At 56.2% G+C, this 23,866-nt stretch carries 27 protein-coding genes; 3 read left to right on the forward strand and 24 right to left on the reverse strand.

The window, feature by feature from the left end:
• Window positions 1–181: 181 nt before the first annotated feature.
• The 20 genes from acpT to ABLU67_RS14775 form a co-directional block, all read right to left on the reverse strand.
• The gene (gene acpT / locus ABLU67_RS14680) at window positions 182–763 is read right to left on the reverse strand and encodes a 4'-phosphopantetheinyl transferase AcpT (RefSeq protein ID WP_049084053.1); all 582 of its coding nucleotides are present in this window, start codon (window positions 761–763) and stop codon (window positions 182–184) included.
• Window position 764: 1 nt separating this feature from the next.
• Window positions 765–1,994: a beta-ketoacyl-ACP synthase gene (locus ABLU67_RS14685; RefSeq protein WP_014227118.1), complete on the reverse strand. Its 1,230-nt coding sequence runs from the start codon at window positions 1,992–1,994 to the stop codon at window positions 765–767.
• Entirely contained in the window at window positions 1,991–2,722 is a 732-nt protein-coding gene (locus tag ABLU67_RS14690) for a 3-ketoacyl-ACP reductase FabG2 (protein ID WP_014227117.1), read from the reverse strand. Before ABLU67_RS14690 ends, ABLU67_RS14685 begins: the two co-directional genes overlap by 4 nt.
• Window positions 2,719–3,195 (reverse strand): 3-hydroxy-fatty acyl-ACP dehydratase, encoded by a 477-nt coding sequence (locus ABLU67_RS14695; RefSeq protein WP_014227116.1) that lies wholly within the window; start codon window positions 3,193–3,195, stop codon window positions 2,719–2,721. The genes ABLU67_RS14690 and ABLU67_RS14695 overlap by 4 nt, the downstream gene beginning before the upstream one ends.
• Window positions 3,192–4,361 carry a beta-ketoacyl-[acyl-carrier-protein] synthase family protein gene (locus tag ABLU67_RS14700; protein WP_274579649.1) on the reverse strand — a complete coding sequence of 390 codons (1,170 nt, stop codon included), beginning with the start codon at window positions 4,359–4,361 and terminating at the stop codon, window positions 3,192–3,194. Before ABLU67_RS14700 ends, ABLU67_RS14695 begins: the two co-directional genes overlap by 4 nt.
• A gap of 1 nt (window position 4,362) precedes the next feature.
• Complete coding sequence (locus ABLU67_RS14705; RefSeq protein ID WP_014227114.1) at window positions 4,363–4,947, reverse strand: DUF3261 domain-containing protein; 585 nt, start codon at window positions 4,945–4,947, stop codon at window positions 4,363–4,365.
• Entirely contained in the window at window positions 4,940–7,261 is a 2,322-nt protein-coding gene (locus tag ABLU67_RS14710; RefSeq protein ID WP_049084051.1) for an MMPL family transporter, read from the reverse strand. Before ABLU67_RS14710 ends, ABLU67_RS14705 begins: the two co-directional genes overlap by 8 nt.
• Window positions 7,230–7,835, reverse strand: coding sequence for an outer membrane lipoprotein carrier protein LolA (locus tag ABLU67_RS14715; protein ID WP_014227112.1), 606 nt, complete (start codon window positions 7,833–7,835; stop codon window positions 7,230–7,232). The genes ABLU67_RS14710 and ABLU67_RS14715 overlap by 32 nt, the downstream gene beginning before the upstream one ends.
• Entirely contained in the window at window positions 7,832–8,254 is a 423-nt protein-coding gene (locus tag ABLU67_RS14720) for a thioesterase family protein (RefSeq protein WP_064357703.1), read from the reverse strand. The genes ABLU67_RS14715 and ABLU67_RS14720 overlap by 4 nt, the downstream gene beginning before the upstream one ends.
• A gap of 3 nt (window positions 8,255–8,257) precedes the next feature.
• Window positions 8,258–9,949 carry a glycosyltransferase family 2 protein gene (locus ABLU67_RS14725; protein WP_064357705.1) on the reverse strand — a complete coding sequence of 564 codons (1,692 nt, stop codon included), beginning with the start codon at window positions 9,947–9,949 and terminating at the stop codon, window positions 8,258–8,260.
• Window positions 9,940–10,293, reverse strand: coding sequence for a beta-hydroxyacyl-ACP dehydratase (locus ABLU67_RS14730; protein WP_032719973.1), 354 nt, complete (start codon window positions 10,291–10,293; stop codon window positions 9,940–9,942). Before ABLU67_RS14730 ends, ABLU67_RS14725 begins: the two co-directional genes overlap by 10 nt.
• The gene (locus ABLU67_RS14735; protein WP_348852359.1) at window positions 10,280–11,629 is read right to left on the reverse strand and encodes an AMP-binding protein; all 1,350 of its coding nucleotides are present in this window, start codon (window positions 11,627–11,629) and stop codon (window positions 10,280–10,282) included. Before ABLU67_RS14735 ends, ABLU67_RS14730 begins: the two co-directional genes overlap by 14 nt.
• Window positions 11,626–12,207, reverse strand: a complete 582-nt coding sequence (locus tag ABLU67_RS14740) for a hypothetical protein (protein ID WP_032694223.1) — start codon at window positions 12,205–12,207, stop codon at window positions 11,626–11,628. Before ABLU67_RS14740 ends, ABLU67_RS14735 begins: the two co-directional genes overlap by 4 nt.
• A 6-nt stretch (window positions 12,208–12,213) precedes the next feature.
• Complete coding sequence (locus ABLU67_RS14745) at window positions 12,214–12,465, reverse strand: acyl carrier protein (protein ID WP_014227106.1); 252 nt, start codon at window positions 12,463–12,465, stop codon at window positions 12,214–12,216.
• 12 nt (window positions 12,466–12,477) lie between these two features.
• The gene (locus ABLU67_RS14750) at window positions 12,478–12,735 is read right to left on the reverse strand and encodes a phosphopantetheine-binding protein (protein ID WP_049084044.1); all 258 of its coding nucleotides are present in this window, start codon (window positions 12,733–12,735) and stop codon (window positions 12,478–12,480) included.
• Window positions 12,716–13,531 (reverse strand): lysophospholipid acyltransferase family protein, encoded by an 816-nt coding sequence (locus ABLU67_RS14755; RefSeq protein ID WP_032719974.1) that lies wholly within the window; start codon window positions 13,529–13,531, stop codon window positions 12,716–12,718. Before ABLU67_RS14755 ends, ABLU67_RS14750 begins: the two co-directional genes overlap by 20 nt.
• The gene (locus tag ABLU67_RS14760; protein ID WP_032694225.1) at window positions 13,528–14,250 is read right to left on the reverse strand and encodes a beta-ketoacyl synthase chain length factor; all 723 of its coding nucleotides are present in this window, start codon (window positions 14,248–14,250) and stop codon (window positions 13,528–13,530) included. Before ABLU67_RS14760 ends, ABLU67_RS14755 begins: the two co-directional genes overlap by 4 nt.
• A gap of 76 nt (window positions 14,251–14,326) precedes the next feature.
• Complete coding sequence (locus ABLU67_RS14765) at window positions 14,327–15,388, reverse strand: class I SAM-dependent methyltransferase (protein WP_014227102.1); 1,062 nt, start codon at window positions 15,386–15,388, stop codon at window positions 14,327–14,329.
• 63 nt (window positions 15,389–15,451) lie between these two features.
• Window positions 15,452–15,841, reverse strand: coding sequence for a hypothetical protein (locus tag ABLU67_RS14770; protein WP_014227101.1), 390 nt, complete (start codon window positions 15,839–15,841; stop codon window positions 15,452–15,454).
• A 413-nt stretch (window positions 15,842–16,254) separates the two neighbouring features.
• Window positions 16,255–17,304, reverse strand: a complete 1,050-nt coding sequence (locus ABLU67_RS14775; protein ID WP_009654337.1) for an AI-2E family transporter — start codon at window positions 17,302–17,304, stop codon at window positions 16,255–16,257.
• A gap of 132 nt (window positions 17,305–17,436) precedes the next feature.
• On the opposite strand from ABLU67_RS14775, the gene ABLU67_RS14780 reads away from it, so the two are divergent.
• Window positions 17,437–18,657 carry an MFS transporter gene (locus ABLU67_RS14780; RefSeq protein WP_032694226.1) on the forward strand — a complete coding sequence of 407 codons (1,221 nt, stop codon included), beginning with the start codon at window positions 17,437–17,439 and terminating at the stop codon, window positions 18,655–18,657.
• Here ABLU67_RS14780 and ABLU67_RS14785 read toward each other — a convergent pair whose 3' ends face one another.
• Entirely contained in the window at window positions 18,658–19,215 is a 558-nt protein-coding gene (locus ABLU67_RS14785) for a DcrB family lipoprotein (RefSeq protein WP_004855087.1), read from the reverse strand.
• 73 nt (window positions 19,216–19,288) lie between these two features.
• Window positions 19,289–19,954 carry a 7-cyano-7-deazaguanine/7-aminomethyl-7-deazaguanine transporter gene (locus tag ABLU67_RS14790; RefSeq protein ID WP_025106844.1) on the reverse strand — a complete coding sequence of 222 codons (666 nt, stop codon included), beginning with the start codon at window positions 19,952–19,954 and terminating at the stop codon, window positions 19,289–19,291.
• Window positions 19,955–20,120: 166 nt separating this feature from the next.
• On the opposite strand from ABLU67_RS14790, the gene tusA reads away from it, so the two are divergent.
• Entirely contained in the window at window positions 20,121–20,366 is a 246-nt protein-coding gene (gene tusA / locus ABLU67_RS14795; protein WP_004106582.1) for a sulfurtransferase TusA, read from the forward strand.
• Window positions 20,367–20,444: 78 nt separating this feature from the next.
• Here tusA and zntA read toward each other — a convergent pair whose 3' ends face one another.
• Together zntA and ABLU67_RS14805 are read right to left on the reverse strand one after the other, a co-directional pair.
• Window positions 20,445–22,649 carry a Zn(II)/Cd(II)/Pb(II) translocating P-type ATPase ZntA gene (zntA, locus tag ABLU67_RS14800; RefSeq protein ID WP_186006249.1) on the reverse strand — a complete coding sequence of 735 codons (2,205 nt, stop codon included), beginning with the start codon at window positions 22,647–22,649 and terminating at the stop codon, window positions 20,445–20,447.
• 78 nt (window positions 22,650–22,727) lie between these two features.
• Window positions 22,728–23,354, reverse strand: coding sequence for a lysoplasmalogenase (locus ABLU67_RS14805; RefSeq protein WP_004855080.1), 627 nt, complete (start codon window positions 23,352–23,354; stop codon window positions 22,728–22,730).
• 142 nt (window positions 23,355–23,496) lie between these two features.
• Here ABLU67_RS14805 and ABLU67_RS14810 point away from each other — a divergent pair, with 142 nt between their 5' ends.
• Window positions 23,497–23,856: a DUF2500 domain-containing protein gene (locus ABLU67_RS14810; RefSeq protein ID WP_049084041.1), complete on the forward strand. Its 360-nt coding sequence runs from the start codon at window positions 23,497–23,499 to the stop codon at window positions 23,854–23,856.
• Window positions 23,857–23,866 lie beyond the last annotated feature (10 nt).

Genomic DNA, 23,866 nt, shown 5'->3' on the forward strand with positions numbered 1-23,866 from the left:
ATCAGAGAGAACTGGCCGGTTCTTTCTGACGGAGTAATCATACAAGCCCGGACAGATGCGCAGCATCGCCTCCGGGAAGTGTGGCGGGGCTGATGATTGGCATTGAATCTTTCCGGTGGTGCAGTGTTGACCGCGCTACGGGAGCGTGCAGTCTGGTGCCGGTTGCCCGCAGGGCTTGATTTTACGAGCGAACCCGGCTGATGTTCGCGGTGGTCAAAAGGAATGGTGTTGGCGTGCAGACCGCGAGGCTGAGCGATCCTATCTGAATCTGGCTCACCGACAGCGCGGAGGGCTGCGTGCTGTCGATACTGCGCATTTGCCAGGCGCTTCCGCCGTACTGCTTGATGATGGCTTCTTTGCGTGTCCAGATCCGCCAGAAGGCAGCTATCTGCCGTTCCGGGGGGGTAGCCTCGATCTCAGCCTGTTCGCCGGGGCTAAAAACCGCGCTTACCAACGCGCGCCAGTTATCGCGCTGGCGTACAACTTCGATATCGCAACCCACTTCACCTTCGTCGCTCAGCAGTAACGCGATATCGTCGTTGCTGTGGCTCAGATTGAACCACAGTGGCGTACCGGCCGAGAAAGCAGGTTTGCCCTGTTCGCTATAGATAATTTCCGGCAGTGGCGAAACAGCGTGGGAAAGCAGGGCACGCCCGGCCAGCCAGCGAGTTTGGCCGGCGCCCTGAGGCGCGCAGGAGAACAATGCAGACGGCAGATCGCCTGCGCTTAAGGCCGACACGTTTCCCAGAAAAAGCCGGTACATTTCAGGGCCAGCGCTGGATGATAATAGAGGTGTTAATGCCGCCAAAGGCAAAGTTGTTGCTTTGCAGAAACTCACAGTCAATTTTGCGGGCTTCACCCATGATGTAATCCAGTGCGCCGCAGTTGGCATCCGGATGATGCAGGTTCAACGTTGGCGCAAACCAGCCTTCGCGCATCATATGCAGGCTCATCCAGGCTTCCAGCGCACCGCAGGCACCCAGGGTATGGCCAAAATAACTTTTCAGGGAAGAGAAGGGGACGTTGTTACCATAAATCGCCTCTGTTGCCAGGCTTTCTGCAATATCACCGCGATCGGTCGCCGTTCCGTGAGCGGAAATATAGCCAATATCCAGAGCACTCAGGCCTGCTATTTTCAGTGACTGCTCCATGCATATCTGCATGGTTTCTCGCTGCGGTTGGGTTATATGCGCCGCGTCGCAGTTGGTGGCGAAGCCGATAATCTCACCGTAGATGGTCGCACCGCGCGCTTTGGCGTGCTCCAGTTCTTCCAGGATCAGCGTGCCTGCGCCTTCGCCAATCACCAGACCATCGCGTTGTTCATCGAACGGGGAAGGGGTGGTTTTGGGGGCATCATTACGCTGGCTGGTGGCGAATAAGGTATCAAACACTGCCGCTTCCGACGGACATAGCTCTTCTGCGCCGCCAGCCACCATTACTGTTTGATATCCGTGACGAATCGCTTCCCATGCGTAACCAATCGCCTGGCTGCCTGAGGTACAGGCACTGGATGTGGGGATAACGCGACCGCGCAATCCGAAAAACAGCCCGGTGTTGACGGCGGTGGTATGCGGCATCATCTGTACGTAGGTGGTGCCGGTGATGTTATTGGTGTGTTTTTCGGTCAGCATAGTGGCGAATTCACTCACTGGTCCGGTGCTGCCGGTTGAGGAGCCATAGGCGATACCAGTTTCGCCGTTGGTTAGCACTGCCTCGCCAATTAGCCCTGCCTGTTCCAGCGCCAGTTCAGTGGCGCGAGTGGACATCAGCGATACGCGGCCCATGGAGCGAATACGCTTACGGGTATAATGCTCCGGTGGGGTGAAATCATCGACCGGCGCGCCCAGCAGCGTATGCAGGCCGTCATAAACCTGCCACTCCGGCATTTTGCGTACTGCGTTCTCGTAGTCAAGCAGTCTGGTGGAAACGGCCTGCCAGCTTTCTCCAAAGGCGGTGACACCGCCCATGCCTGTAATCACCACTCTACGCGTCATAACATCCCTCCATTGATGGAAATCACCTGACGGGTCACGTAGCCCGCCACATCCGACATTAAATAGCTGGCAAGCCCGGCCACTTCGTCCGCATGGCCCATCCGTTTCATGGGGATCATTGACATCGCCTCTTTAAGCGCGGCCTCTTCCATTTCGATCATCCCGGTGTCGATAAGCCCCGGTGCGATGCAGTTGACGGTAATTTTGCGTTTTGCCAGCTCAGTTGCCAGCGCTTTCGTCGCCCCGATAATCCCCGCTTTGGCCGCGCTGTAGTTAACCTGGCCCCGATTGCCCATTACGCCGGAAACCGAAGAAAGCGTAATGATTCGCCCGCCCTTACGCGCGCTAATCATCGGCATGATGCACGGCTGAATAACGTTGTAGAAGCTATCCAGATTGGTGTGGATCACCGTATCCCAGTCGTTATCGCTGAGCGCCGGGAAGGCCGCATCGCGTGTGATACCAGCATTGCTCACCACGCCGTACCACGCGCTATGTGCCTCGATATCCTGCTCTAACACCTTGCGGCACTGCTCGCGGTTGGCGACGTCAAACGTCAGCAGGCGGCCAGCGCCGCCTGCGGCGAGAATCGCATCCAGCGTCTCCTGCGCGCCCTGCGCATCGCGATGATAATGGACGCCAACAATAAAGCCGTCCGCTGCCAGTTGGAGGGCGATAGCGCGACCGATTCCCTTGCTGGAGCCGGTAACCAAAACTGAACGATTCATGCGGACGCTCCTTGTTGAAATAGGGTGTTAAGTTCTTCAGATGTTGGCTGGAAGGTGTTAACCCTGCCAGTAGCCAACGTCTCTTCGCCAGCGGCAATCGTGCATTCAAAGCTGCCGAAGCGCTCATCCTGCATCAGCAACGTGACGGAGACATTCAGCGTTAATCCGGCGGGAACAATCCCCGCCGCGCAGACCAGTTCACGCGCGCCGAGCACCATGCCTAAGGAAATACTCTCTTGTCCCTGCCGGTGGCGGTGCCAGCCTGACCAGACGCCAACGGTTTGCGCCATAAGCTCCAGGGCAAACCAGCCGGGGAGATGGCCTTCTGCATCGAGAAAGGGGGCCAGCGTGCCATTGGCCGATACCGTGACTCGGCAGAGGGTGGAGTCGTCCGTCACATTTACCACCTCATCAAGCAGCAGCATTGGCTCGTCGTGCGGCAGGTATTCGCCGGGGGGTAAATAGTCGCTCATGAGATCCTCCCGAGCAGAATACTGGCGTTATTGCCGCCAAAGGCAAACGAGTTTGACAGGATAACTGGACGTTCAAGCGGCTGCGGCTGCTCGATGATACCGCAGGGCGGCAGCGTTTCGTCGCGTGGCGAGGAGCGAAAATTCTGCGGCGGTAGTGGCAGGTTGCGTTGCAAAATTAGCATACCGATCGCCGCTTCGGTGATCCCTGCTGCACCCAGCGTGTGGCCGGTTAGGTGTTTAGTGGAACTGCATGGCACCGTTTCGCCGAACAGTTCGTGCACCACTATGGATTCAATCTGGTCGTTAAGCGGCGTGGCGGTACCGTGCAGATTGATGTAGCCCACCTGCTCTGGCGTGATTCCTGCGTCGTGCAGCGCCTGATGAATGGCGCGGATCGCTCCTTCACCTTGTGGATGCGGCGCTGAAATATGGTATGCGTCGCTCGACTCGCCCACGCCCAGTAAAGCAATAGGCTGCGGTTCACGAGTCAGCAGCATCAACGCGGCACCTTCACCAATAGTAATGCCATTGCGGTCACGACCGAACGGCTGGCACAGCGTTGGGGAGAGGGATTCCAGACTGTGGAAGCCATTGATCGGCATTCGGCTCAGCGTATCCGCACCGCCGACAATCGCGACGTCCGCTAGCCCGGCTTCAAGCAGGCGGCGTCCGCTAATTATTGCCCGGGCGCTGGAAGAGCAGGCGGTTGACAGCGTGAATGCCGGGCCAGCCAGTGCCAGCCAGCGGCTAAGAAAGCGCGATGGGTCTCCCAGCTCTTGTTGCGGGTACTGCCAGGCCGCGCTTTCCTGTCCGTTAAGCGTCAGATTAACGTGCGTATCGCCTTCATCAAGTCCAGAGGTACTGGTACCGAGTATCACGGCAATCCGGTCCCGTCCGTACTGCGTAATAGCCTTATCGACCTGCGGCTGAATGTGTTTAAGCGCCGCCAGTAGTAATTGATTATTGCGCGAACGATGGGCGCTGAACTCATCGGGAATGACCGGCAGTTCGCCATCTACACCGGCTAATACCGCGTGCGGATGTCCCCGAAGCCAGCCTGAACGAGGGCGCATACCGGGTGCCACGCCGCGCGTCAGGTTGGCGGCAATTTCATTGTTATCGCTACCCAGCGCGTTGATCATGCCGACGGCAGAAATATAGATCATTTCAGTCACCCAGATATTGAATGGTGATGTGGTATTTAAAGACATGTTGTTCGATGCTGATCGGCTCACGCTTGCCTTTGCGATTCAAATAGATGATTTCGGTGACCAGCTTACCGCTGGCGTTGCGCAGTTCGCGCTTATCGCCGCAGTCGATCAATGTCCAGCCTTTTGGCAACTGCGACTCCCAGGCGTGAATTGGCCAGTGGCTGAGCATGACATCAGCCAGCACCTGGCTTGCTGGCGGCAACTGCGGTACCACGATTGACTGTTCGCTGTGCAGCCCTTTTTCATCGTAGGTCACAAGGAACAGGCGAATGCCGACAGAGGAGAGTCCTGCCAACGTGAGATTTTTATCGTCAGCATTGAGCAGTACCAGCAGCGACTGGGTTTTGCCGTTAAAGCTGCCGGTGAGCAGTTGCTGTGAATTAATCGGCGGAGAGATGTCCGGCAAAGGCAGTGTGACGCGCGTGCCCGGCTCGAGCCAGGCCTGAGGGCGCCCTTGTTGTTCCGGCTGCGAGCTGCTGCATCCGGCCAGTATCAGCGTTGCGATCAGAGCGATGGCGCGCCAGAACGTCGGTTTAATCATTATCTTTTTTTCTCTTTTTCGCGGGCATCGCCAGTGGTGAAAGCAGAAACGCGGTGAAAATACCGCTTACTAGTACAATGCCAAAACTGCTGATAGCCTGGGTGGCGCTAAAAACCAGCATGCCCAAGGTCAAGATCGTAGTTAGCATCGCCAGCGTAATCGCCAGTAGCGACGTCAGCGGAGTGCCGCGCGGATTGCTAAAAAACAGCGTGTAGTTAATGCCAATTCCGAGCACCAGCACCAGCGCCAGTAGCGAGAACAGGTTTACCGTATGACCGCTCAGCGAGAGTACGGCCAGCCCGCAGCCAAGGGATAACATCGACGGCACCAGGCTTATTAGCCCTTTTTGCCACCCAAGCCGAATCATCGCCCCGCAGGCAATCACCGCTAGCGCAACGCACAGCAGGCCTGTCAGGATATGACGATAAAGTGTGAACAGCTCGTCGAAGCTGCTTTTGCGATCCACCCACGCAACACCAACATATCTTGTGCTGAGAGCATTTAGCGCTGCGCTATTGTTCACGCCTTCTACTGGCACTAGTACGCCGCTTTCTCCATCTGCCAGCGTTATCCACAATAGCCGCCACCCTTCGCTAGCCGGGCTGGCAAGCCAGGCATCAACCGTTACCTGCATGGCGTTGAGGTCGGGATTTACTGCCGTTAGTCCTGCGTTATTCAGGGCTGCGGTAACGGTGGGCGCAGCATTTTTCAACAAACTAAGATCCTGCTGCTGTCGGGCAAGCGAATTTAGCGGAATGGTGCGATACCCGCTGAGCCATCCTTCTGTTTTCGCTTGCTCCAGCTCGGGGGTAAAGCGTTCCAGCCGCTCCAGGGTTTGCTGGGCAGATTTGCCATAAACTACGAACCATTTCTGGTCGACGCTTTGTCCGGTGAGCGCGGTAATGGCTTTTTCCTGGGCCAGGATGTCCTGCGGCAGCGTTTGTAGCTGTGATATATCATCATCAACGCGCAGCGTGGCAAGACCTGCCAGCGAGAACAGCGCCAGCACCACAGGTAAACCGATGGAAAGCTTTTTATTGCGTCGCCATGCGGCAAGCCAGCGCAGCATTTGTACCATGGACGGAACAGGACGGACGGGCAGACCACGACATAGCCACGGATGCCAGAAAATCACCGTTAAACAGGAGGCGCTTAACCCCATCACCGCGAAGACCGCCATCTGACGAATACCGGGGAAGGGGGCGAGCATCATAATCAGGTACGCCGCTACGGTAGTCAGTAGCGCCAGCAGCAGCGCATTCCGCACTTTAGCGAGGCTTTGCCACGGTGACATTTGTGCACCGTGCACCATCCGTTCGGTCAGATAATAGAGCGTATAGTCAGCGGAAATTCCGATAATGCTCATGCTCATCACCAGCGTCATCAGATGCAGCTCGCCGAAAATAAGCAGCGTCACGACCGTGCCCGCCAGCGCGCCAATAGCAATGGATATCAGACACAAAAGCAGCGGGCGCAGCGAGCGGAATACCGCCATAATCAGCAGAATCACGCCGAACAGAGTCGCCACGCCGAGGGTGGAGATATCCTGTTTCGCCTGCTGGCTGGCGTAATCGCTGTAAAAGAGCGTGCCGCGAGACAACAACTTTGCCTGCGGATATTGCGCTTTAAGTTCAGCTTCCAGCGTTTTTAGCGTGGTGACCAACCGATGCGTCTGCTGCATGTCAAACGAGGAACCGGCCAGCTCGCCATGCATCAGATACCAGTAGTTGCCCTGTTTATCCTGAGTCACCAGCCAGCCGTCCATCAGCCGCAGGCGTTGGCCGTTTTTGGCCATTGCCAGCTGCGAGCCGCGCATCAGCATCAACGGATCGTTTTGCAACTCTTTGCCGCTAACGCCGGAGAATGCCGAGTAGAGCTGGGAAAGTATCCATTGCGCCTGCGCCTCGCCGCCGTTTTGCAAACGCGCACGGGTGTCGCTATCGATTAGTCCGTTGCGATGCTGCCAAAAAAAAGCTCCCCACGCTTGCTGGCTGTTGGCGTCCATTGGGCCTTTCACTTCAGCCAGCGCCTGCGATTTTTGCAATCGCATCAGCCAGTCGTGGGCTACCGCCGGATCGGCTTTCTTACCAGGACTTACCAACCAGACCAACTGTCGGTCGAGACGCTGCATGAAACCGTCGTTCAGGCTCGGTGGGGTCTTCCCCAGTGTTTGCTTTGGCAGCATCGCCAGCACGCTACTGTTTAGCCGCGCCTGAGGCAGCTGCGTTAGCAGAACGCCCAGCAGGATCAGGCAGGCGATTCCCCATAGCAACGCAGGGCGTTTACTGGGCGGCAAAGCGTTGGCGTTCGTCATCGGTGAGTTGCGCTGGCGTGAGTTGATGTTGGGAAAGTGCGATATCGGTACGATCGCCCTGCTTGTCGTTGAGTTGAATGCTCTCCAGATACGTTTTTCCGGCTAAATCAATGGTCGCGAAAATCTTATCCAGCGGCGTGGTGATGGGGGTCAGGCGCAGCGTCCAGCGTCCTTCGCCTAAGTCTACAAACTCTACGCGGAAATTCTCTTCCAGCACTTTACGATCGGCCTGGAACAGCGCGCGCAGCAGATGGTTGAACTGGAACATCTGAGGGTTGTTCTCGGCGGTGATGGTTTGCGGCGGCTGGCCGTTAATCACTTGCACCATCCGCTTGTCATCCAGCAGCAACTGCATCGGGAAAGGGCTGGTTTGATCCCATAGTAAACCCTGGTCGCGGGCGATCAGCATCTTCCCCTGAGATCGCAACGGCTGCGGCAGATCCTTAATCGTTCTGGTTTGATCGAAATGCGCCCGGACCACCGGCTGTTCGGTAAAGCGCTGTTGCAGATTATCAAGCGTCAGGGCGCTGACTATGGGACTGATGAACAGCGCCAGCAGTGGTAAGAATCTCATGGCGTAACTCCCATACGTTCAAACAGAATCGTGGGGCTGACAAAGCACAGTTCACGACTCTTTTCTTCAACCGCTACCTGAATGGTGTAGCCAGTCGTTGCCCGCTTTCCTGTTTCGGCATCGAAAATTTCATAACCGATGCGCAGGCGGTTTTCGAACTCCTCTATACGCGCGCGGACGCGAATGCGCTGCTCAAAGGTCAGGGGATTACGGTACTTTACGCGCGCATCAACCACGGGCCACAGGTAACCCGAGGTTTTCATCTGTCGGTACCCGTAGTCGAACTGGTTCAGAAGCGCTTCGCGGGCAATCTCAAAGTAGCGGAAGTAGTTGCCGTGCCACACCACGCCCATCATATCAACGTCGTGGAACGGAATAGCCAGCTCGACTTCAGCCGTAAAGCGGGGATCGTTCAGCACCTTTTATTCCTTGTGTTTGGTGTCCGGCAGTTGCCAGAAATCGAAAAAGTTAAACCAGTCCAGCGGCGACTGGAGCGCATAGTGCTCGAGGCGTTCGGCGTAGCGCTCGATAGTTTTCTGCAAGGCATCCTGACGTTCGGCGCGCGGCAGCAGCAGCGGATCGGCGAACGGTTCGCAGTGAATACGCAGCGTTCCCTGCTGGCGCAGGGCGAAAATCAGATCCACCTGACAACCTAAAATCGAGGCGAGAATGAACGGCCCCTGTGGAAACGGAGCGGGTTGGCCCATAAAGCGGCTCCAGCAGACGCGCCATTCGCCGCCGCGCTGGGGATTAACCGCAATGCGATCGCCGACAATGGCAATCCACTCGCCGCGCTCTAGCTTCTCTTTAAGCTGGATGGCGGTCTCCGGGCCGATGTCGGTGACCGGCATCAGGTTGAGTCCAGCCTGCGGAGCCATTTCCTGCATAATTTGCTTAAAGCGCTGGGCATTGTCGCTGAATACCAGCGCGTTGATGATTTTGCTGCCCTGTAATTGCGCTAGCGCGCGGCAGGCTTCAACATCGCCCAGATGTGATGCAAGCAGCAGCTTGCCGTACGGTGAGTTGACGTTGAGCGCTTCTTCCGCGCCAGGCGAAAATACCACATCGCGGCCCAACCGCAGCTCGCCGCGCCAACTGGCAATTTTATCGAGCATTGCATTTCCGAAGCGCAGAAAGTGCTGGTAGCTGGTGAGCGAAGGGGGGACCGGCATCAGACGCTCGGTGAGCTGTTCGCGTACGCGAGATATCCAGTTCCGCGAAGCTTTACGAGCAGTGGAAGCCGTGAGCCAGTAAACGGCGACCACTGGATAGAGTAGCAGAGTAAATGCCTTGCGCCCTAGCAGGCGCCATACCAGAAGCATCACACGCATTCCCCACAATCCCCTGACCTCCTGCTGATGCGCCCAGTGTGGCGATGTGTGGCGGAACAACAGCGATGGGATGCGCGGCAGCATGCCGAAGAACAGTCGCGTGTGCATCCGTGAGATACGCAGGTTATCTTTGAAGGCGTCGAAATGAGATAGCCCGTCCAGCGGATAGGTAACGCGGGTTGGGATAAAATAACTGGTACTACCCTGCCAGTAGAGACGCACCATAACTTCAGTATCGAAGTCCATCCGCTTACCTAGCGCCACGCGCTGCGCTAGCCGCAGCGTTGGCGCAACCGGATAGACCCGAAAGCCACACATGCTGTCTTTCAATTTAAGCGAAAGCGTTTCGATCCACACCCAGACGTGGGTCACCCAGCGCCCATACAGGCGTGAGCGGGGAATGGAGTCATCATAAATTGGCTGTCCGGAAATCAGCGCCGTCGGGTGTTCCTCGGCCAGTGCAAGCAGTTTGGGAATGTCTTCAAGAGCATGCTGGCCGTCGGCATCAACCTGGACGGCATGACTAAAGCCAGCTTCCGCTGCTGTCTGCATGCCGCGAATAACCGCTGCGCCTTTACCTGAGTTAATCGGCAGGCGAATTAAAGTCATATTTGCAGATGCTGCCGCTAATCGTTCGAGTTCCTGTTGCGTACGGAAATCGCTGCCATCATCAACTACGATGCAGTGCAGGCCAAACGGCTGAAGACGCGCCATCACGCGCGACATCATCGCGCCGTGGTTATAGCAGGGGATCAGCACGCACGGGGAAAAATTTAACGGCATAAACGGATCTTCCCGCTGCTGGCTGTGTGTCGCGCTTCGCCGTCGTGGCGCTGATAGCTAAAGGTGAGTATTTGCCGTTCTTCCTGCCAGAGCACGGTGAGCGTAACGGCTGTCTCCGGCAATAGCGGTGCCTGGAACTTCACGTTCTGAATACTATGAAAACGCCAGCCGGGCGCGAGTAGGGTGGTAGCGTAATGCATCACCCAATCTATCTGCGCAACGCCCGGGAGCAGCGGCTGGACGGCAAAATGCCCGCGAAACCAGAACAGCGTGGGGTCGAGATATAAATCGATTTGAATCTGATGAGGTTGTGCTTGATGGCGCTCAATTTCATGGGGTTTCATGAAATAACTCCTGTAATTGCGCATAGACACGCTTGTTCATACTGTTTACCGGAATTTCATCAATCACCCGCCAGTAGCGGGGAACGGCGACCGGCTCCAGCCATGAGCTCAACGCTTTCCGCCATGTTAATTCCTGGGTTTTACCCCAGCGCTTTCGCGCGTTGTTATCCAGGACCAGCAAGGCGCCCACGCTTTGACGGCTGCCGCGTGTTACCGTTAATACCGCTGCATCAAGGATGCCGTCCAACATCAGCAGGCGCTGCTCCACTTCGCTGAGCGAAATGCGCTTCTCTTCAATTTTGACCACCCGCCCCCGGCGTCCAATCAGGCCGAACTGTCCATTTTTTGAAAATTGCAGAATATCATCGAGTAAAAAGCCATCAACATCTGCGATTAGCGGTGAAATAACGCGAAATGAACCATTTTCCTGATGGATGCTGATGCCAGGAAAAGGCAACCATTTCGCATCATCTTGTTGGTAATCGCGGCAGGCGATAACGCCGGTTTCAGTACTGCCGTAGATTTCATCCACCCAAACGTTCAGCCAGCTAGCTGCTCGCGCGGCATCTGACCAGGAGAGCACACCACCCGCGGACAGGATCATCTCTACCGGTGGGGGAGCGAGCTGGCCGTCGAGGCGTTTGAGGAATGCAGGGCTGCTGATAAACGCGTACCGATATTTATGGCTCAGAGCCGCCAACTGCTCTGCGTACCAGAGCATCCCTGCGTGGAGAGGCAGACCTAAGGCCATCGGCAGGAAGATACGGAATGTCAGGCCGTACAGGTGTTGAGGTGTGACTGAAGCGACTATGCGGCAATTTGCAAGACGATCGGCAAAGCGCGTTGCCAGCAGCTGTGCTTCGTTGTTGAGAAGGCGTATTGGTTTGTTCACACGTTTTGGCTGACCAGTCGATCCGGAGGTAAACAGCTCAATATATGCATCGTTGTCGATTGCTGGAAAGGCGAAGGATTCAGTGGCGAGCGTCATGGCGGAACTGACCACCCGCAGCGAGCCCTGCCAGTCCAGCACTTTATCGCTCAATAGACCGTCAAACAGGGTGTGCTGCTCACTCAATAATGTTACGCGGCAGTGTCCAGGGAGCACCGGTATTTTACCTGCATGCAGCGTTGCCAGCAGCGCGACGATGAACAAATAGCTGTTTTCAAAACATAGCGCCCAGCGATCGCCTTCCTGCTGTTGCAGGTATTCAAGCAGATGACCGACATCCTTGCGCAGATGCCCAAGTGTCCAGGTATGTCCTTCCTGCCATGCAATCGACGTGTCGACCGGGCGAGGGGCGTTGAGCCACTGGGTCAGGGTGAGGATCGGCTTCATTGATTATCTCTTTTCATTACCCGCCGGCGTACTAACCACTCACCGGCCATCAGCATGCCCATCAACAGATAAGAGAGCATCCCGTTCCACGCCGTCCAAATGGACATGTCGCCGTGCAGCGCGGTTAAGAGCGCAATGCTGCCGTTGAAGATGAAAAATGCGCACCAAATTTGTGTCACTCGGCGTGTATAACGAACGGCAGTTTCTGGAAGGTCTGGTTCTCGCAGTCGTGCCAGGCGTTCGATAATCGGCATAGCTGACCACAGCGAACCGCCAAAAACCGCTAGCATGACGCTGTTCACTACCACCGGGTAAAACAGTAGCAGTTGGTGAGTTTTGAGCAGATAGCTGGCAGAGCACAGCGTGATGCCTGCGGCAGCAACGATCTGTGTGACGATGCGTAGTGGCCCCGCCTGTCGTCGGATCTGACGACAGCGTAAAAATAGCAAGAGTGCAATTAGCGGCAGCAGCCAGCGCAGGCCGTTATGCGCCAGACCAAACCAGATCAAAAATGGCCAGGTCAGCAGCAATAAACCTGTCAGCAGGGTGATGACCGGCAGCGACCGCGCGCCTGACACGGAGAATTATGCTTCTTTGAGCAGGCGTTCTACCGCATCGACGACATCCTGCACGGTACGAACGGCTTTAAACTCTTCCGGCTTGATTTTCTTACCGGTTTTCTTTTGAAGATGTACGATCATGTCGACTGCGTCGATGCTATCCAGCTCCAGATCCTCGTACAGGCGCGCTTCAGGTTGAATTGCCTGCGCGTCGACTTCGAACAGCTTAATCAGCAGCGCGGAGACTTCTTCGTAAATGGCGTTTTGTGCGGTCATAACGGCGTCTCCTCAGGTACGTTGCGCGTGAATGAAAGATGCCAGCGTGGCAACGGAGAAAAAGTGCTGACGCATCTCTTCACTCTCGGCGGACAGCGCCACACCGTACTGGTTTTTCACTGCCAGACCCAGTTCCAGAGCATCGATTGAGTCCAGGCCCAAACCATCGCCAAACAGCGCCGCTTCGGTTTCGATATCGTCAACGGACAGTTCGTCCAGGTTCAGTGTATTTATGATCAGATTTTTAATTTCAAGATAGAGCGCTTGCATCATTAATTCCTGTGCCAGGCGTAGTACCTGATTGTAATTGAAGCAAAATATGCCGGTTTAACTGCCTTGCCGCCAGCGCCGGTTCTTGTATGTTTGCATCGTAAAATTGGTTGATTTGTAGCCGCTCACCAACCGCAATGGTAAAGCGTGGTTTCGTTGGCGGAGCATCATACCACTTGCTCTGTTTGCCCAGCATATGCTCGGTACAGCGGATAACGACTACGCGCAAATCGCTACCGCAGCGAACCGCGATATTGGCCGCACCGCGCTGTAGCGTCATTTTTTCGCCAGGTAACGTGCGCGTTCCCTCGGGAAAAATCAAAATGGTGTCACCCTGTTGTAAACGCTGGCTGCTGGCCGGAAGCAGGGCATCAGCCTGATCGTTAATCAGATAATCCGCCGCGCGAATAACGCCGCTGAGAAACGGATTTTTCAGCAGCGCGCTCTTCACCAGGCAGTCTGTTTCGGGCATTACTGAAGCGAGCATGACATAATCGATCAGGCTAGGGTGGTTGGCGACGATCAAGCAACCGCGCTCCTGGCGCAAAACGTCGCCGCCTTCAATGCGAAAATCGAGTACACCAACGGCTTTTACCACGGTGAGAAAGAATCGGAAACTGGCTGAAATGCTGCGCCGTGCGAGTCGACGGCGACGGGCTTTGTCGCGAATCGTTGCCAGCAGCAGATTAAACCAGACAAGCGAGAGCAGCAGCCCGCCAAGCCCGAAAAGCGCGAAACAAAAGCCGGTCATTGCCGCTCGCCAAAGACGGTTTAGCTTGGGTAGCATACTATTCATGAGCGGCACCACTGCCACTGCACGCGCTCACCGGGGATGGTGAATGTGCTGGTATTCTGCAAATAGTGTTGTAAAAACAGCAAACTTTGCGGTAGCTCGCTCTCCTCGCCAACCTCGCAGCGTTGGGTTTTACACTGCCATTCGCTACCAGCCTCAATAATCCACGCCGTTGCATAGGGCCAGGTGGGCATCAAAGGTGGTAGCTGTGGGTGATAAAAAACAGGCAGGAAACCGTCGAAATCGACTATTAAAATACGCTGGTACCCCGCATTCAGCAGACCCATGACTTCATACAATCCCTGCTGGAAAGTATCGCGGCCGGCGGAGAGCGACGATGAAACGATCGGCTTTTTCGCGGCGATAGTCAGATTACCTACGGCGGAGTTATGCACGGATAAGGCGAAATCGGTTGGAGAGAGCGCCTGCTCTGTCGCCAGCGCGTGCAGGATCCGGTAGTTACGCTCCAGCTCTCCGTGGCGGCTGGTGTACACAACAGCATCTATCTCATGGCGACGGAGTATTGCCAGCCCGCACTCGACTGCCAGCTTACTACCGGAGCTGAGCCGGCGGGCCGTCATCATTGGCAGCTCGCTGAGCTTAGCCAACGGTGCCGTGGGGTCGATGGCGTGCAAATGCCGTGACCACTTTTGCCACTGTTCGGTGCCACTGACCCCAGGAGCCATGGCTTGCCAGTCAATTATGTTAAATGAAAATGTCATCCGCTCGCGTCCGCGATCAATCAATGATTTTGCTGGCGTTAAATTGAACGCCAAAACAGCGAGTAACGCTGCTTTGTTATTTTATTTTCTGGCATATCAATAAGGTATGCCCAACGCCTAAATTATCCTGACGTTGTTCTACCTGGAATCCTGCCATTTCCAGATAGCGATAAAACTTGTCGACGCTGTAGAACCGGCTGTAACCGTTGGCCATGCAGGTAAAATAGAGCGAAGACGCATTCAGGCTGAAAGATGCAGCTTCAAATTTCTGCGCGTCCCAGAACAGTTCCAGAATGCACAGGCGAGCGCCGGGTTTCATCACGCGCGCCACGTTACTGAGCATGGTGATAATTTGTTCTGGTGAAAAGCAGTCAAGAAATTGACTCATCCACCAGACATCCGCTTCCCCGGGAAGGTGCGCGTCGCTCAGCATATCCACAGCATGGAAATCGATGCGGTGGGTAAGGCCTGCATTTTCTATATTTTCACGAGCCAGTGCAATTTGTTGAGGCAAATCTAATAACGTTACCGCGATATTTTCATCATACTGACAGCAGCGTAAAGCCCACTTTCCGGTATTTCCGCCTACATCGTACAGGGTTGCGGGCTGGCTGGCGAATACATACGGCAGTGCAGCATTGAATGCCCCGTCAGAATAGTAATGATCAAAAGCGAACCAGCTTTTACGCGCCGCCTGCGGTAACTGTGCCAGGGCTGGATAAATCGTGGGCCAGTCGCCAAATACTTTTAACCCGGTTGGCTTTCCTTCCTGGAGCGCATTTTCCAGAAAAAACAATCCCTGATAACAAACATCCTGTGTGAAATCCATATTTACCCGGGTCATTGTATCATGAAGTAAGAAATGTCCTACTTTAGCGAGATAATAGCACTCTCCTTTATGAGTAAGGATACGTCCACTTAATCCCATATCCAGCAATACGCTGACGGCGTATTCATTTACCTCGCAATGCTCACAAATAGCCTCCAGCGTCGCACCGAGTTTACCTTGATGGTCGAGGTAATCTAGTACGCCTGAGTTGCGTAGGCATAATGCAGTTTGAAAAAGCATGGGGGCAAAAGCAATCCGCTGCGCTTCGGTAATAGCATCCAGTGCGCTGAGAGTGTCCTTTTTGTACACGATTGACACAGCCTTTACAGTTTAGTGGGGGAACGGGCCGTTATTGGCCCAAAGAGAGTTCATTTACCGAGCTGAGTCCGCAGCAAGGGTAATTTGAATATCTTTATCAAGGTTGTGCACCCAGCGGTTATAGTTTCTATGAATTTTTCCACCGGAGGCCATCAGGTTAATGCTGCTGGCATAGTTGATGGAATAGCTGGTTGCGGAATAGTTAATTTTAATTTCAGCAATATGGTCGCGTATTTGTTGGCGGGCATTGATCACCCCCGGCCCAGCGTCTGACATAATCCATTCTCTCTGGGCACCTGCCTTGATGATTGCATTTTTAACCTCGGCTTCGGTATGGCCTGCGCTTACTGTTGTATGGATTTGTTCAATGGGCGCTGTACGGGCACAGCCTGCCAGAGCACCGATAATCGTTGCGGCGGCAACCCAGCGAATTATTTTTTTCATGAATACTCCCTATCATTTTATTGGTTAAAAAAATAATATATCGTGTTGGAAATATTGATACGTAGATGTTATGCGGCTATCGTTTTTATTCTACATTAATTCGTGTGTTTGTCTGCTTTTAAGTCGTTCAGATAGATGGAGACTCTGATGTTAATGGTTTTTTATTGTCAAGACGAATAATGGAGGCCGCTTGTTAGAGGCCGGTGCAAAAGTATAATTAAATTAATATGCTCTATCAATGAATATAATCAAAGGAGGGATGTTTCTGCTCTGTAGCGAAAAAGTTGAAAATAAATAGCAGGTGAATAGTGTTCTGTTGTGATTTATCTATGAAGCTTATCTGAATAACGTATTTCCCGCATACCCGCTTTTTTAAATACGGGTATACGGATGCATTGATACGACAAGATCAGCTAGCCCGGTAGCCTGCTTTTGGGGCGCCCGGGCCCGAGCAGGATGGCTAACTTACTGCCGCCCCTGGTGGTCTCCATCCATATTTTACACACGCTGGTTAACGGTACCGACAGCAGCATTCCCACCGGTCCAAGCAGCCATCCCCAGACCAGCAACGAGAGGAAAACCACCAGCGTAGACATGCCCAGCCGGTGGCCCATCATGCGGGGTTCGAGAATATTGCCGATAATCATGTGCACGACTAAAAAGAGTGCGCCGACCAGCAGGCATTCATAATACCCGTTAAAAAGTAACGCCTGGATCATCGGCGGGACGGCGGAAATCACCGAGCCAATGTTAGGCACATAGTTCAGCAGAAAAGCCAGCACGCCCCACATCAGCGCAAACTGCACCCCCATCAGCATCAGCCCTAACCAGATAATCACCCCGGTCCACAGGCTAAGCAGCGTTTTCAGCGCCAGATAATGCGAAACGCCTTTTAACGCCCGATGAAGACCGGCGATGTGGATTTGCGGGTTGTTGAGGGCAAAACGGAGTTTATAGGGCACATGCCGGACTTCAAAAAGCATAAATACCACCGTCATAACCAGCAGAACGACGCTGGCCATGGCGCCGGACAGCCCGGTCATCAGGGTGGTCGTGAACGTCATCAGCTTGTCGGAGTCTATGCGTTGCAGCATACGCTCCGGGGACATATGAATATGCAAAAAGGGCAGCGCCTCCTGCAGCCGCAGGACTTTTGCCGTCAGCTCTTTATTATATTTTGGCATCATGGCGACAAATTCGTTAACCGACGCGGCCAGTACGCCAATTAACGCGGTGAGCACGATCAGCATCACCACCACCACGATAGTAATGGCGACCGGGCGACGCACGCCGCGGCGAATAAACCAGGTGACCAGCGGGTTGAGGACAATGGCGAAGAACAGCGCCAGTAATAGCTGCACGATGATATCTGCCGCGGCGTGAATACCGGCGAGGATAACCACCAGTGACGCCAGTTTGAGCAGAATATGCATGCCCGTTTTATCGGGCTGAGGGGTTGTCATTCACTCTTCCTTTCTATGATTTTCATTAAGTGTAGCGGCTGGCTTGCTGCCAGGAATCCTAATCTGGCTGCTGATTTATAACGTGTGGCGTGGTAGAAATGAAACACAGTTGTAAAAATCTGGTGGAACCCGATGCCCGAAACCGTCGCCGAACCGGCGCTTAATGGATTGCGCCTCAATCTGCGGATTGTCTCTGTCGTGATTTTTAACTTTGCCAGCTACCTGACCATTGGCCTGCCGCTGGCGGTATTGCCCGGCTATGTTCATGATGTGATGGGGTTTAGCGCCTTTTGGGCCGGGCTGGTGATTAGCCTCCAGTACTTCGCTACGCTGCTCAGCCGCCCTCACGCCGGGCGTTACGCCGACCTGCTGGGGCCAAAAAAGATCGTCATTTTCGGCCTGTGCGGCTGCTTTCTGAGCGGACTCGGCTATCTGCTGGCGGCGCTCTTCGGCGGCTTGCCCGTGGTTAGCCTGGCGCTGCTGTGCCTTGGCCGGATTATCCTCGGCATTGGGCAGAGCTTCGCGGGAACCGGCTCCACGCTGTGGGGTGTCGGGGTAGTCGGTTCGCTGCATATCGGGCGGGTCATTTCCTGGAACGGCATTGTCACCTACGGAGCGATGGCGATGGGCGCGCCGCTCGGCGTGCTCTGTTACTCGCTGATTGGCCTGCACGGGCTGGCGTTGACCATTATGGCGGTCGCGCTGGTGGCCGTGCTGTGCGCGTTGCCGCGGGCGGCGGTCAAAGCGGGCAAGGGTAAAGCGATGTCGTTTCGCGCGGTGCTGGGGCGCGTCTGGCTCTACGGCATGGCGCTGGCCCTGGCTTCGGCGGGTTTTGGCGTTATCGCCACCTTTATCACTCTGTTTTATGATGCTAAAGGCTGGGACGGCGCGGCCTTCGCCCTGACGCTGTTTAGCTGCGCCTTTGTCGGCACGCGCCTGCTGTTCCCCAACGGAATTAACCGCCTCGGCGGGCTGAACGTGGCGATGCTCTGTTTTGTCGTCGAGATTATTGGGCTGCTGTTAGTGGGCCTGGCGGAGACGCCGCTGATGGCGAAAATCGGCACTTTCTTTGCCGGAGCCGGTTTTTCGCTGGTGTTCCCGGCGCTTGGCGTGGTGGCGGTGAAGGCCGTACCGCAGCAGAACCAGGGGTCGGCGCTGGCAACCTATACGGTATTTATGGATCTCTCGCTGGGGATCACCGGTCCGCTCGCCGGGCTGCTGATGGCGTGGGCGGGCATTTCATCGATCTATCTGGCGACGGCGGGGCTGGTTGCGGTGGCGCTGCTGCTGGGATGGCGGTTAAAAAAACGGCCCCCGGTCGGTGAACCGGAGGCCGCGGCGTCAGGCCAGTAGTTACTGGATGACGAGGGTGTTGATAATGTTTTCCGCTTCGGTCTGCGCCTGCTGCTGGTTATCCGCTGGCAATGTGATTTGCAGCGTCAGCAGTTTGTCATCAACCTTGCCGAGAAGGACGGAAGACCAGGCGGTCTGACCCTTGGCGGAGATGATGCTGTCCAGCTGTTGCAGCGTGTGGCCTTTGATCTCAATGGATTTATTGCTCACGACCTGCAGCTGCGGGTCGCGGCTGCGCTGCTGCTCTTCCAGACGCTGGCTCATCACCGCCAGCTCCTCGTTGGTATTGTCACCCACAATCACGATCACCGCTTTCTGGCCGGTGGCATCAGAATAGACGTGCATATTGTTGGCCTGGGTGCCCAGCTTGCCGCTCTGGTCGGTCATACCGGCTGGCAGGGAGAAGCTCAGTTTGCCATCCAGCAGACTAATAGGTTGCCCGCTGGCGTTGCTTTCCGCAGCAGCCCCGGCAGTCGGCGTTTTTGTATCGCTGTTATCACAGGCCGCAAGACCTACAACCAGCAGGCCAATACCGACATATTTAACCAAATTGCGCATTGACATCTTCCTTTCGATAAACGGCCATTAACGGCTCATTCGCTTATCTTATCACATCGTTTCGTGAGTACTCTTAACCTGGCTGCAATGCGGATAAATCAGATTTATCTGCCAGTTTTTTCAGCAGCATATTCAACAGCATGCCGTACATCGGCAGGAAGAATACGATGCTAATCAGCACCTTGAAGCAGTAGTCGACGATGGCGATTTCGCCCCAGTGCGCCGCCATAAACGGGTCCGGGCTGCGCCAGAAGGCGATAAAGAAGAAGGCCAGCGTATCGCTGACGTTACCAAAAAGGGTGGATGCCGTGGGCGCCAGCCACCAGCGGCGGTTTTGACGCAGGCGGTTAAAGACGTGGACGTCGAGGATTTGCCCCAGCGCGTAGGCCATAAAGCTGGCGGCGGCGATACGGGCGACAAACAGGTTAAAGCTGGTTAATGCGGCAAACCCCTGCCACTCGCCCATATAGAACAGCGCGGAAACCCCGTAGGAGATAACCAGCGCCGGGATCATGACCGCGAGGATAATGCGTCGCGCCAGCGGAGCGCCGAAAATCCGCACCGTCAGGTCGGTGGCGAGGAAAATAAACGGAAAGCTGAATGCGCCCCAGGTGGTATGAAAACCAAAGATGGAGATCGGCAGCTGCACCAGATAGTTACTGGAAGTGATGACCAGCAGATGGAAAAGCGATAGCCAGATCAGCGCTTTTTTACGCTGTACGGTAGTAAACGGACTCATATTGTGACCTTTTTAGTGGTTGGGGTGAGGGAACCCAATAAAAACGGCTGCATGATACTGCGTTGCGAGCGTATTGCAATGGTTGTTTTTCGCGCAAACGTTAACCTGGCTTGCGTACTGGCGAACTGGGGGTAAACTAGGGCCGTTTTGTTAATGTGAGATGAAAATGAGCGAACTTTTCTCCAGCCCTGACCATACGCTTGATGCGCAGGGGCTTCGTTGCCCGGAACCGGTGATGATGGTGCGCAAGACAGTGCGTACGATGCCGGTGGGCGAGACGCTGCTAATCGTGGCCGACGATCCGGCGACGACCCGCGATATTCCCGGTTTCTGCCGTTTTATGGAGCATGAGCTGCTGGCGCAGGAAACCGAGGCGCTGCCGTACCGCTATCTGATCCGTAAAAGCCACTGAGCAAGGCTACAAAAAACCAGACCGCACGAACCTGTAGCCCGGGCAAGGCGCGTCAAGCGCCGCCCCCGGGTATTGTCCCTACTTCTTACGTAGCAGCCGCAGCGCGTTAGCGGTGACCAGCACCGTCGCCCCGGTATCCGCCAGCACCGCCAGCCACAGGCCGGTGAGGCCGAGCAGGGTGGTGACGAGGAAAATCCCCTTCAGACCCAGCGCGATAGCGATATTCTGCCGGATATTGGCGTGAGTGGCGCGCGCCAGCGAAATCATCTGCGCCAGTCCGGTGAGGCGGTTGTGGGTCAATGCCGCATCGGCGGTCTCCAGAGCGACGTCGGTGCCGCTGCCCATCGCGATGCCAATGGTCGCCGCTTTCATCGCCGGCGCGTCGTTGATCCCGTCGCCGACCATGGCCAGCGGAGACTCGGTGTTGAGCGCCATCACCGCCTGCACTTTATCCGCAGGCAGCAGCCCGGCGCGGAACGCCAGCCCCAGTTCGCTGGCGATAGCCGCCGCCGCGCGCGGATTGTCGCCGGTCAGTATGATTCCCTGAACGCCTAACTGATGGAGTTCATCCACCGCCTGGCGAGCATCATCGCGTAGCGTATCGCGCAGCGCCACAATCCCCAGCAGAGCCTCATCGCGCATCACCAGCACCACGGTTTGCCCCGCGCTCTCCAGCTGCTGAATAGGTTCATCGTACTGTGGATCGCGGTTTTTACCCGCGGCGCAAATCAGCACCTGACGTCCTTCAACCTGCGCCTCAATGCCGGATCCGGCCAGCGCGCGCTGGCCGCTTGCCGGCGGAATGACCAGCTGGCGCTGCTCCGCCTCACGTACGACGGCCTGGGCTAACGGGTGGCTGGAGCCTTGCTCAACGGCGGCCGCCAGCGCCAGCAGATCGTTTTCGCCGATGTCTGCGGTCGTCATCACCGCGGTGACGCGCGGCTGGCCGATGGTCAGGGTGCCGGTTTTATCAAACGCCACCTGGCACACGCGGCCCAGTTGCTCCAGGGCCGCGCCGCCTTTAATCAGCGCGCCGCGACGCGCCGCCACCGCCAGCCCGGAGGTAATCGCCGCCGGGGTTGAGATCACCAGCGCGCACGGACAGCCAATCAGCAGCAGCGTTAAACCTTTATAGATCCACGGCAGCCATGCGCCCGCAAACAGTAGCGGCGGAACAATGGCCACCAGCAGCGCGACGACCATAATCGCCGGGGTATAGATGCGGCTAAAGCGATCGATAAAGCGCTCAATCGGCGCGCGGCGCTCTTCCGCTTCTTCAATCAGCTTAAGGATGCGATCGATAGCGCTGTCGCCCGGCTCGGAGATCACCGTCAGCTGTACCAGACGATCGACGCTGGTCGCGCCGGCCGCCACGCGTTCCCCGGCGTTACGCTCCACCGGTACGGATTCACCGGTTAGCGCGCTCTCATCGAAGCTGGCGAAGGGCGAGAGCAGCTGGCCATCGGCGGGCAGGCGGCCTCCGGCGGCGACTTCAATCACGTCGCCGGGGCGCAGGTCGCGCTGGGCTACGGTTTCACGCACGCCGTCGCGCACGCGGATTGCCGTGTCGGGTTTCAGCGCCATCAAGGCGCTGACGCCTTGCCGCGCGCGGCTGGCGGCCCAGCCCTCAAGACGTTCGCCGATTAAGAACAGCAGCAGGACCATCGCCGCTTCGGCGGTGGCGCCGATAAACAGCGCGCCGATGGCTGCGACGCTCATCAGGGTTTCAATGGCGAACCAGCTTCCGCTTTTGATCAGGCGTATTGCTTGCCGGGCGACCGGCCACAGGCCGACCAGCGTGGTTGCGATGAAGGCGATCTCGCCCAGAGGCGGGCTGAACTGCTCAAGCCCCCAGCTGAGCGCCATCATAACGACGAGGGTGAGGAGCGGCAGATTCTCGCGCAGCCACGAGGTGGGCTCCTCTGCCCGTGGCGCGTTTTCATCACGCAGCTGATAGCCCGCGGCGCGCACGGCGCTTTCGATCTGCGGGCGGACATTGCCCTCGGCGTTGACCAGCAGCTTTTCGGTGGCGAACAGTACCTGCACCTGGCTGACCCCCGGCACCTGGCGAACGGCGGTTTCGACCTTGCGGGCGCAGGCCGCGCAGTCCATGCCTTCTACCAGCCAGCTAAAGCGCGCGTGACTCAGCGCATCGTTTTCAGCGGCGGTTTCGCTGCTGCAGGCGTGGTCCGCGCAGCAGCTTTCCGCAGGCTGCGCGGCAGGGGTAAATTTTAACGATGAGAAGTGTGGGACTTTTTTATCCTGCGATTCTGGAGCCGACATAGGACCCTCCGGGTAATGATAATTTTCTCATTACCCGCAGGATACACTCTGGAGTCGACTCCAGAGTCAAGCGCTTAATTACAAATAGAGCGCGCGGACGATCAGGAAGTGCCCAGCGAAGTAAAATGCCGAGGAGATCGCGTTGTCAGCGCGGAAGCGGCGGCGATAATGGCTGATGAGCCAGACCGCGTTGCCGAGCAGCAGGGATGCCGCGCCAGCGAAGCCGGACAGGGCGGTATCCGTCGGGCGGGCGAACCACAGCTCCCCGGCCAGCCAGACCATCACCAGCGTCATCGCGATAAAGGTAAACACCGGCATCCGCATCTCTTCCAGACGCGTCCAGATAATCGCCAGCAGCAGCGCGCCGAGGATCAGCAGCACCAGCGGCAGCGGCCAGAAGAAAGATAGCGTCAGCTGGCTGGCAAACCAGATGGTGTAGAGCAGATGCGAGAGAAAGAACGCCCCCACGGCGTACATTACCCGCTGCCGCGGCAGCAGGGTCAGCGCATCGCCGACCAGCGAGGCGCAAAGCCCGGCCAGCACCAGATAGCTGATGGCGTTAAACATCGGCGCTTGCCAGGCCAGTAACAGAAGCAGGATCAGCGTGACGGGTTTAAACACCCAGCGACGCCAGGCAGGCCCACGATAGGACGCATCGACGTAAAGCCATGCGGAGAAACAGACAGCAATAAATGACCAAAGCATAGTAAGTCCCTGTATCTGTTATCATTACGTAAGTGATTGTACTTACAGTACTGAATCTCAGTGTAGTGGTTTGCAGAGGAAGATGACAATGATAATCAAGCCACAGTATGCTTATTCCTGATAATTCCTGGGGGCAAGGTGAATGAGTAAAGTTCCGCTGTTTTTTATGGTTGCCGTTGCCATCATTGCGGTTGCCGCGTCGTATCGCTATGTGCAGCAGCGTCGGGAAAAAATGGATAACGATGCCGCGCCGCTGTTGCAAAAACGGGTGGTGGTGAGCAATAAGCGGGAGAAGGTGATTAACGATCGCCGTTCGCGCCAGCAGACGGTGGCGCCTGCCGGTAGCGAAATGCGTTATGAAGCAAGCTTCAGGCCGGAAAGCGGCGGGCTGGAAGTGGTTTTTCGTCTGCAGGCGCCGCAGTATCATGCGCTAAGCGTCGGCGATAAGGGCGTCCTGAGCTATAAAGGTTCGCGGTTTATGGGCTTTACGCCAGACCCCTGAACCTTTTCCT

Source organism: Klebsiella sp. GN_Kp190 (assembly GCF_040061795.1).
GTDB lineage: Bacteria > Pseudomonadota > Gammaproteobacteria > Enterobacterales > Enterobacteriaceae > Klebsiella > Klebsiella michiganensis.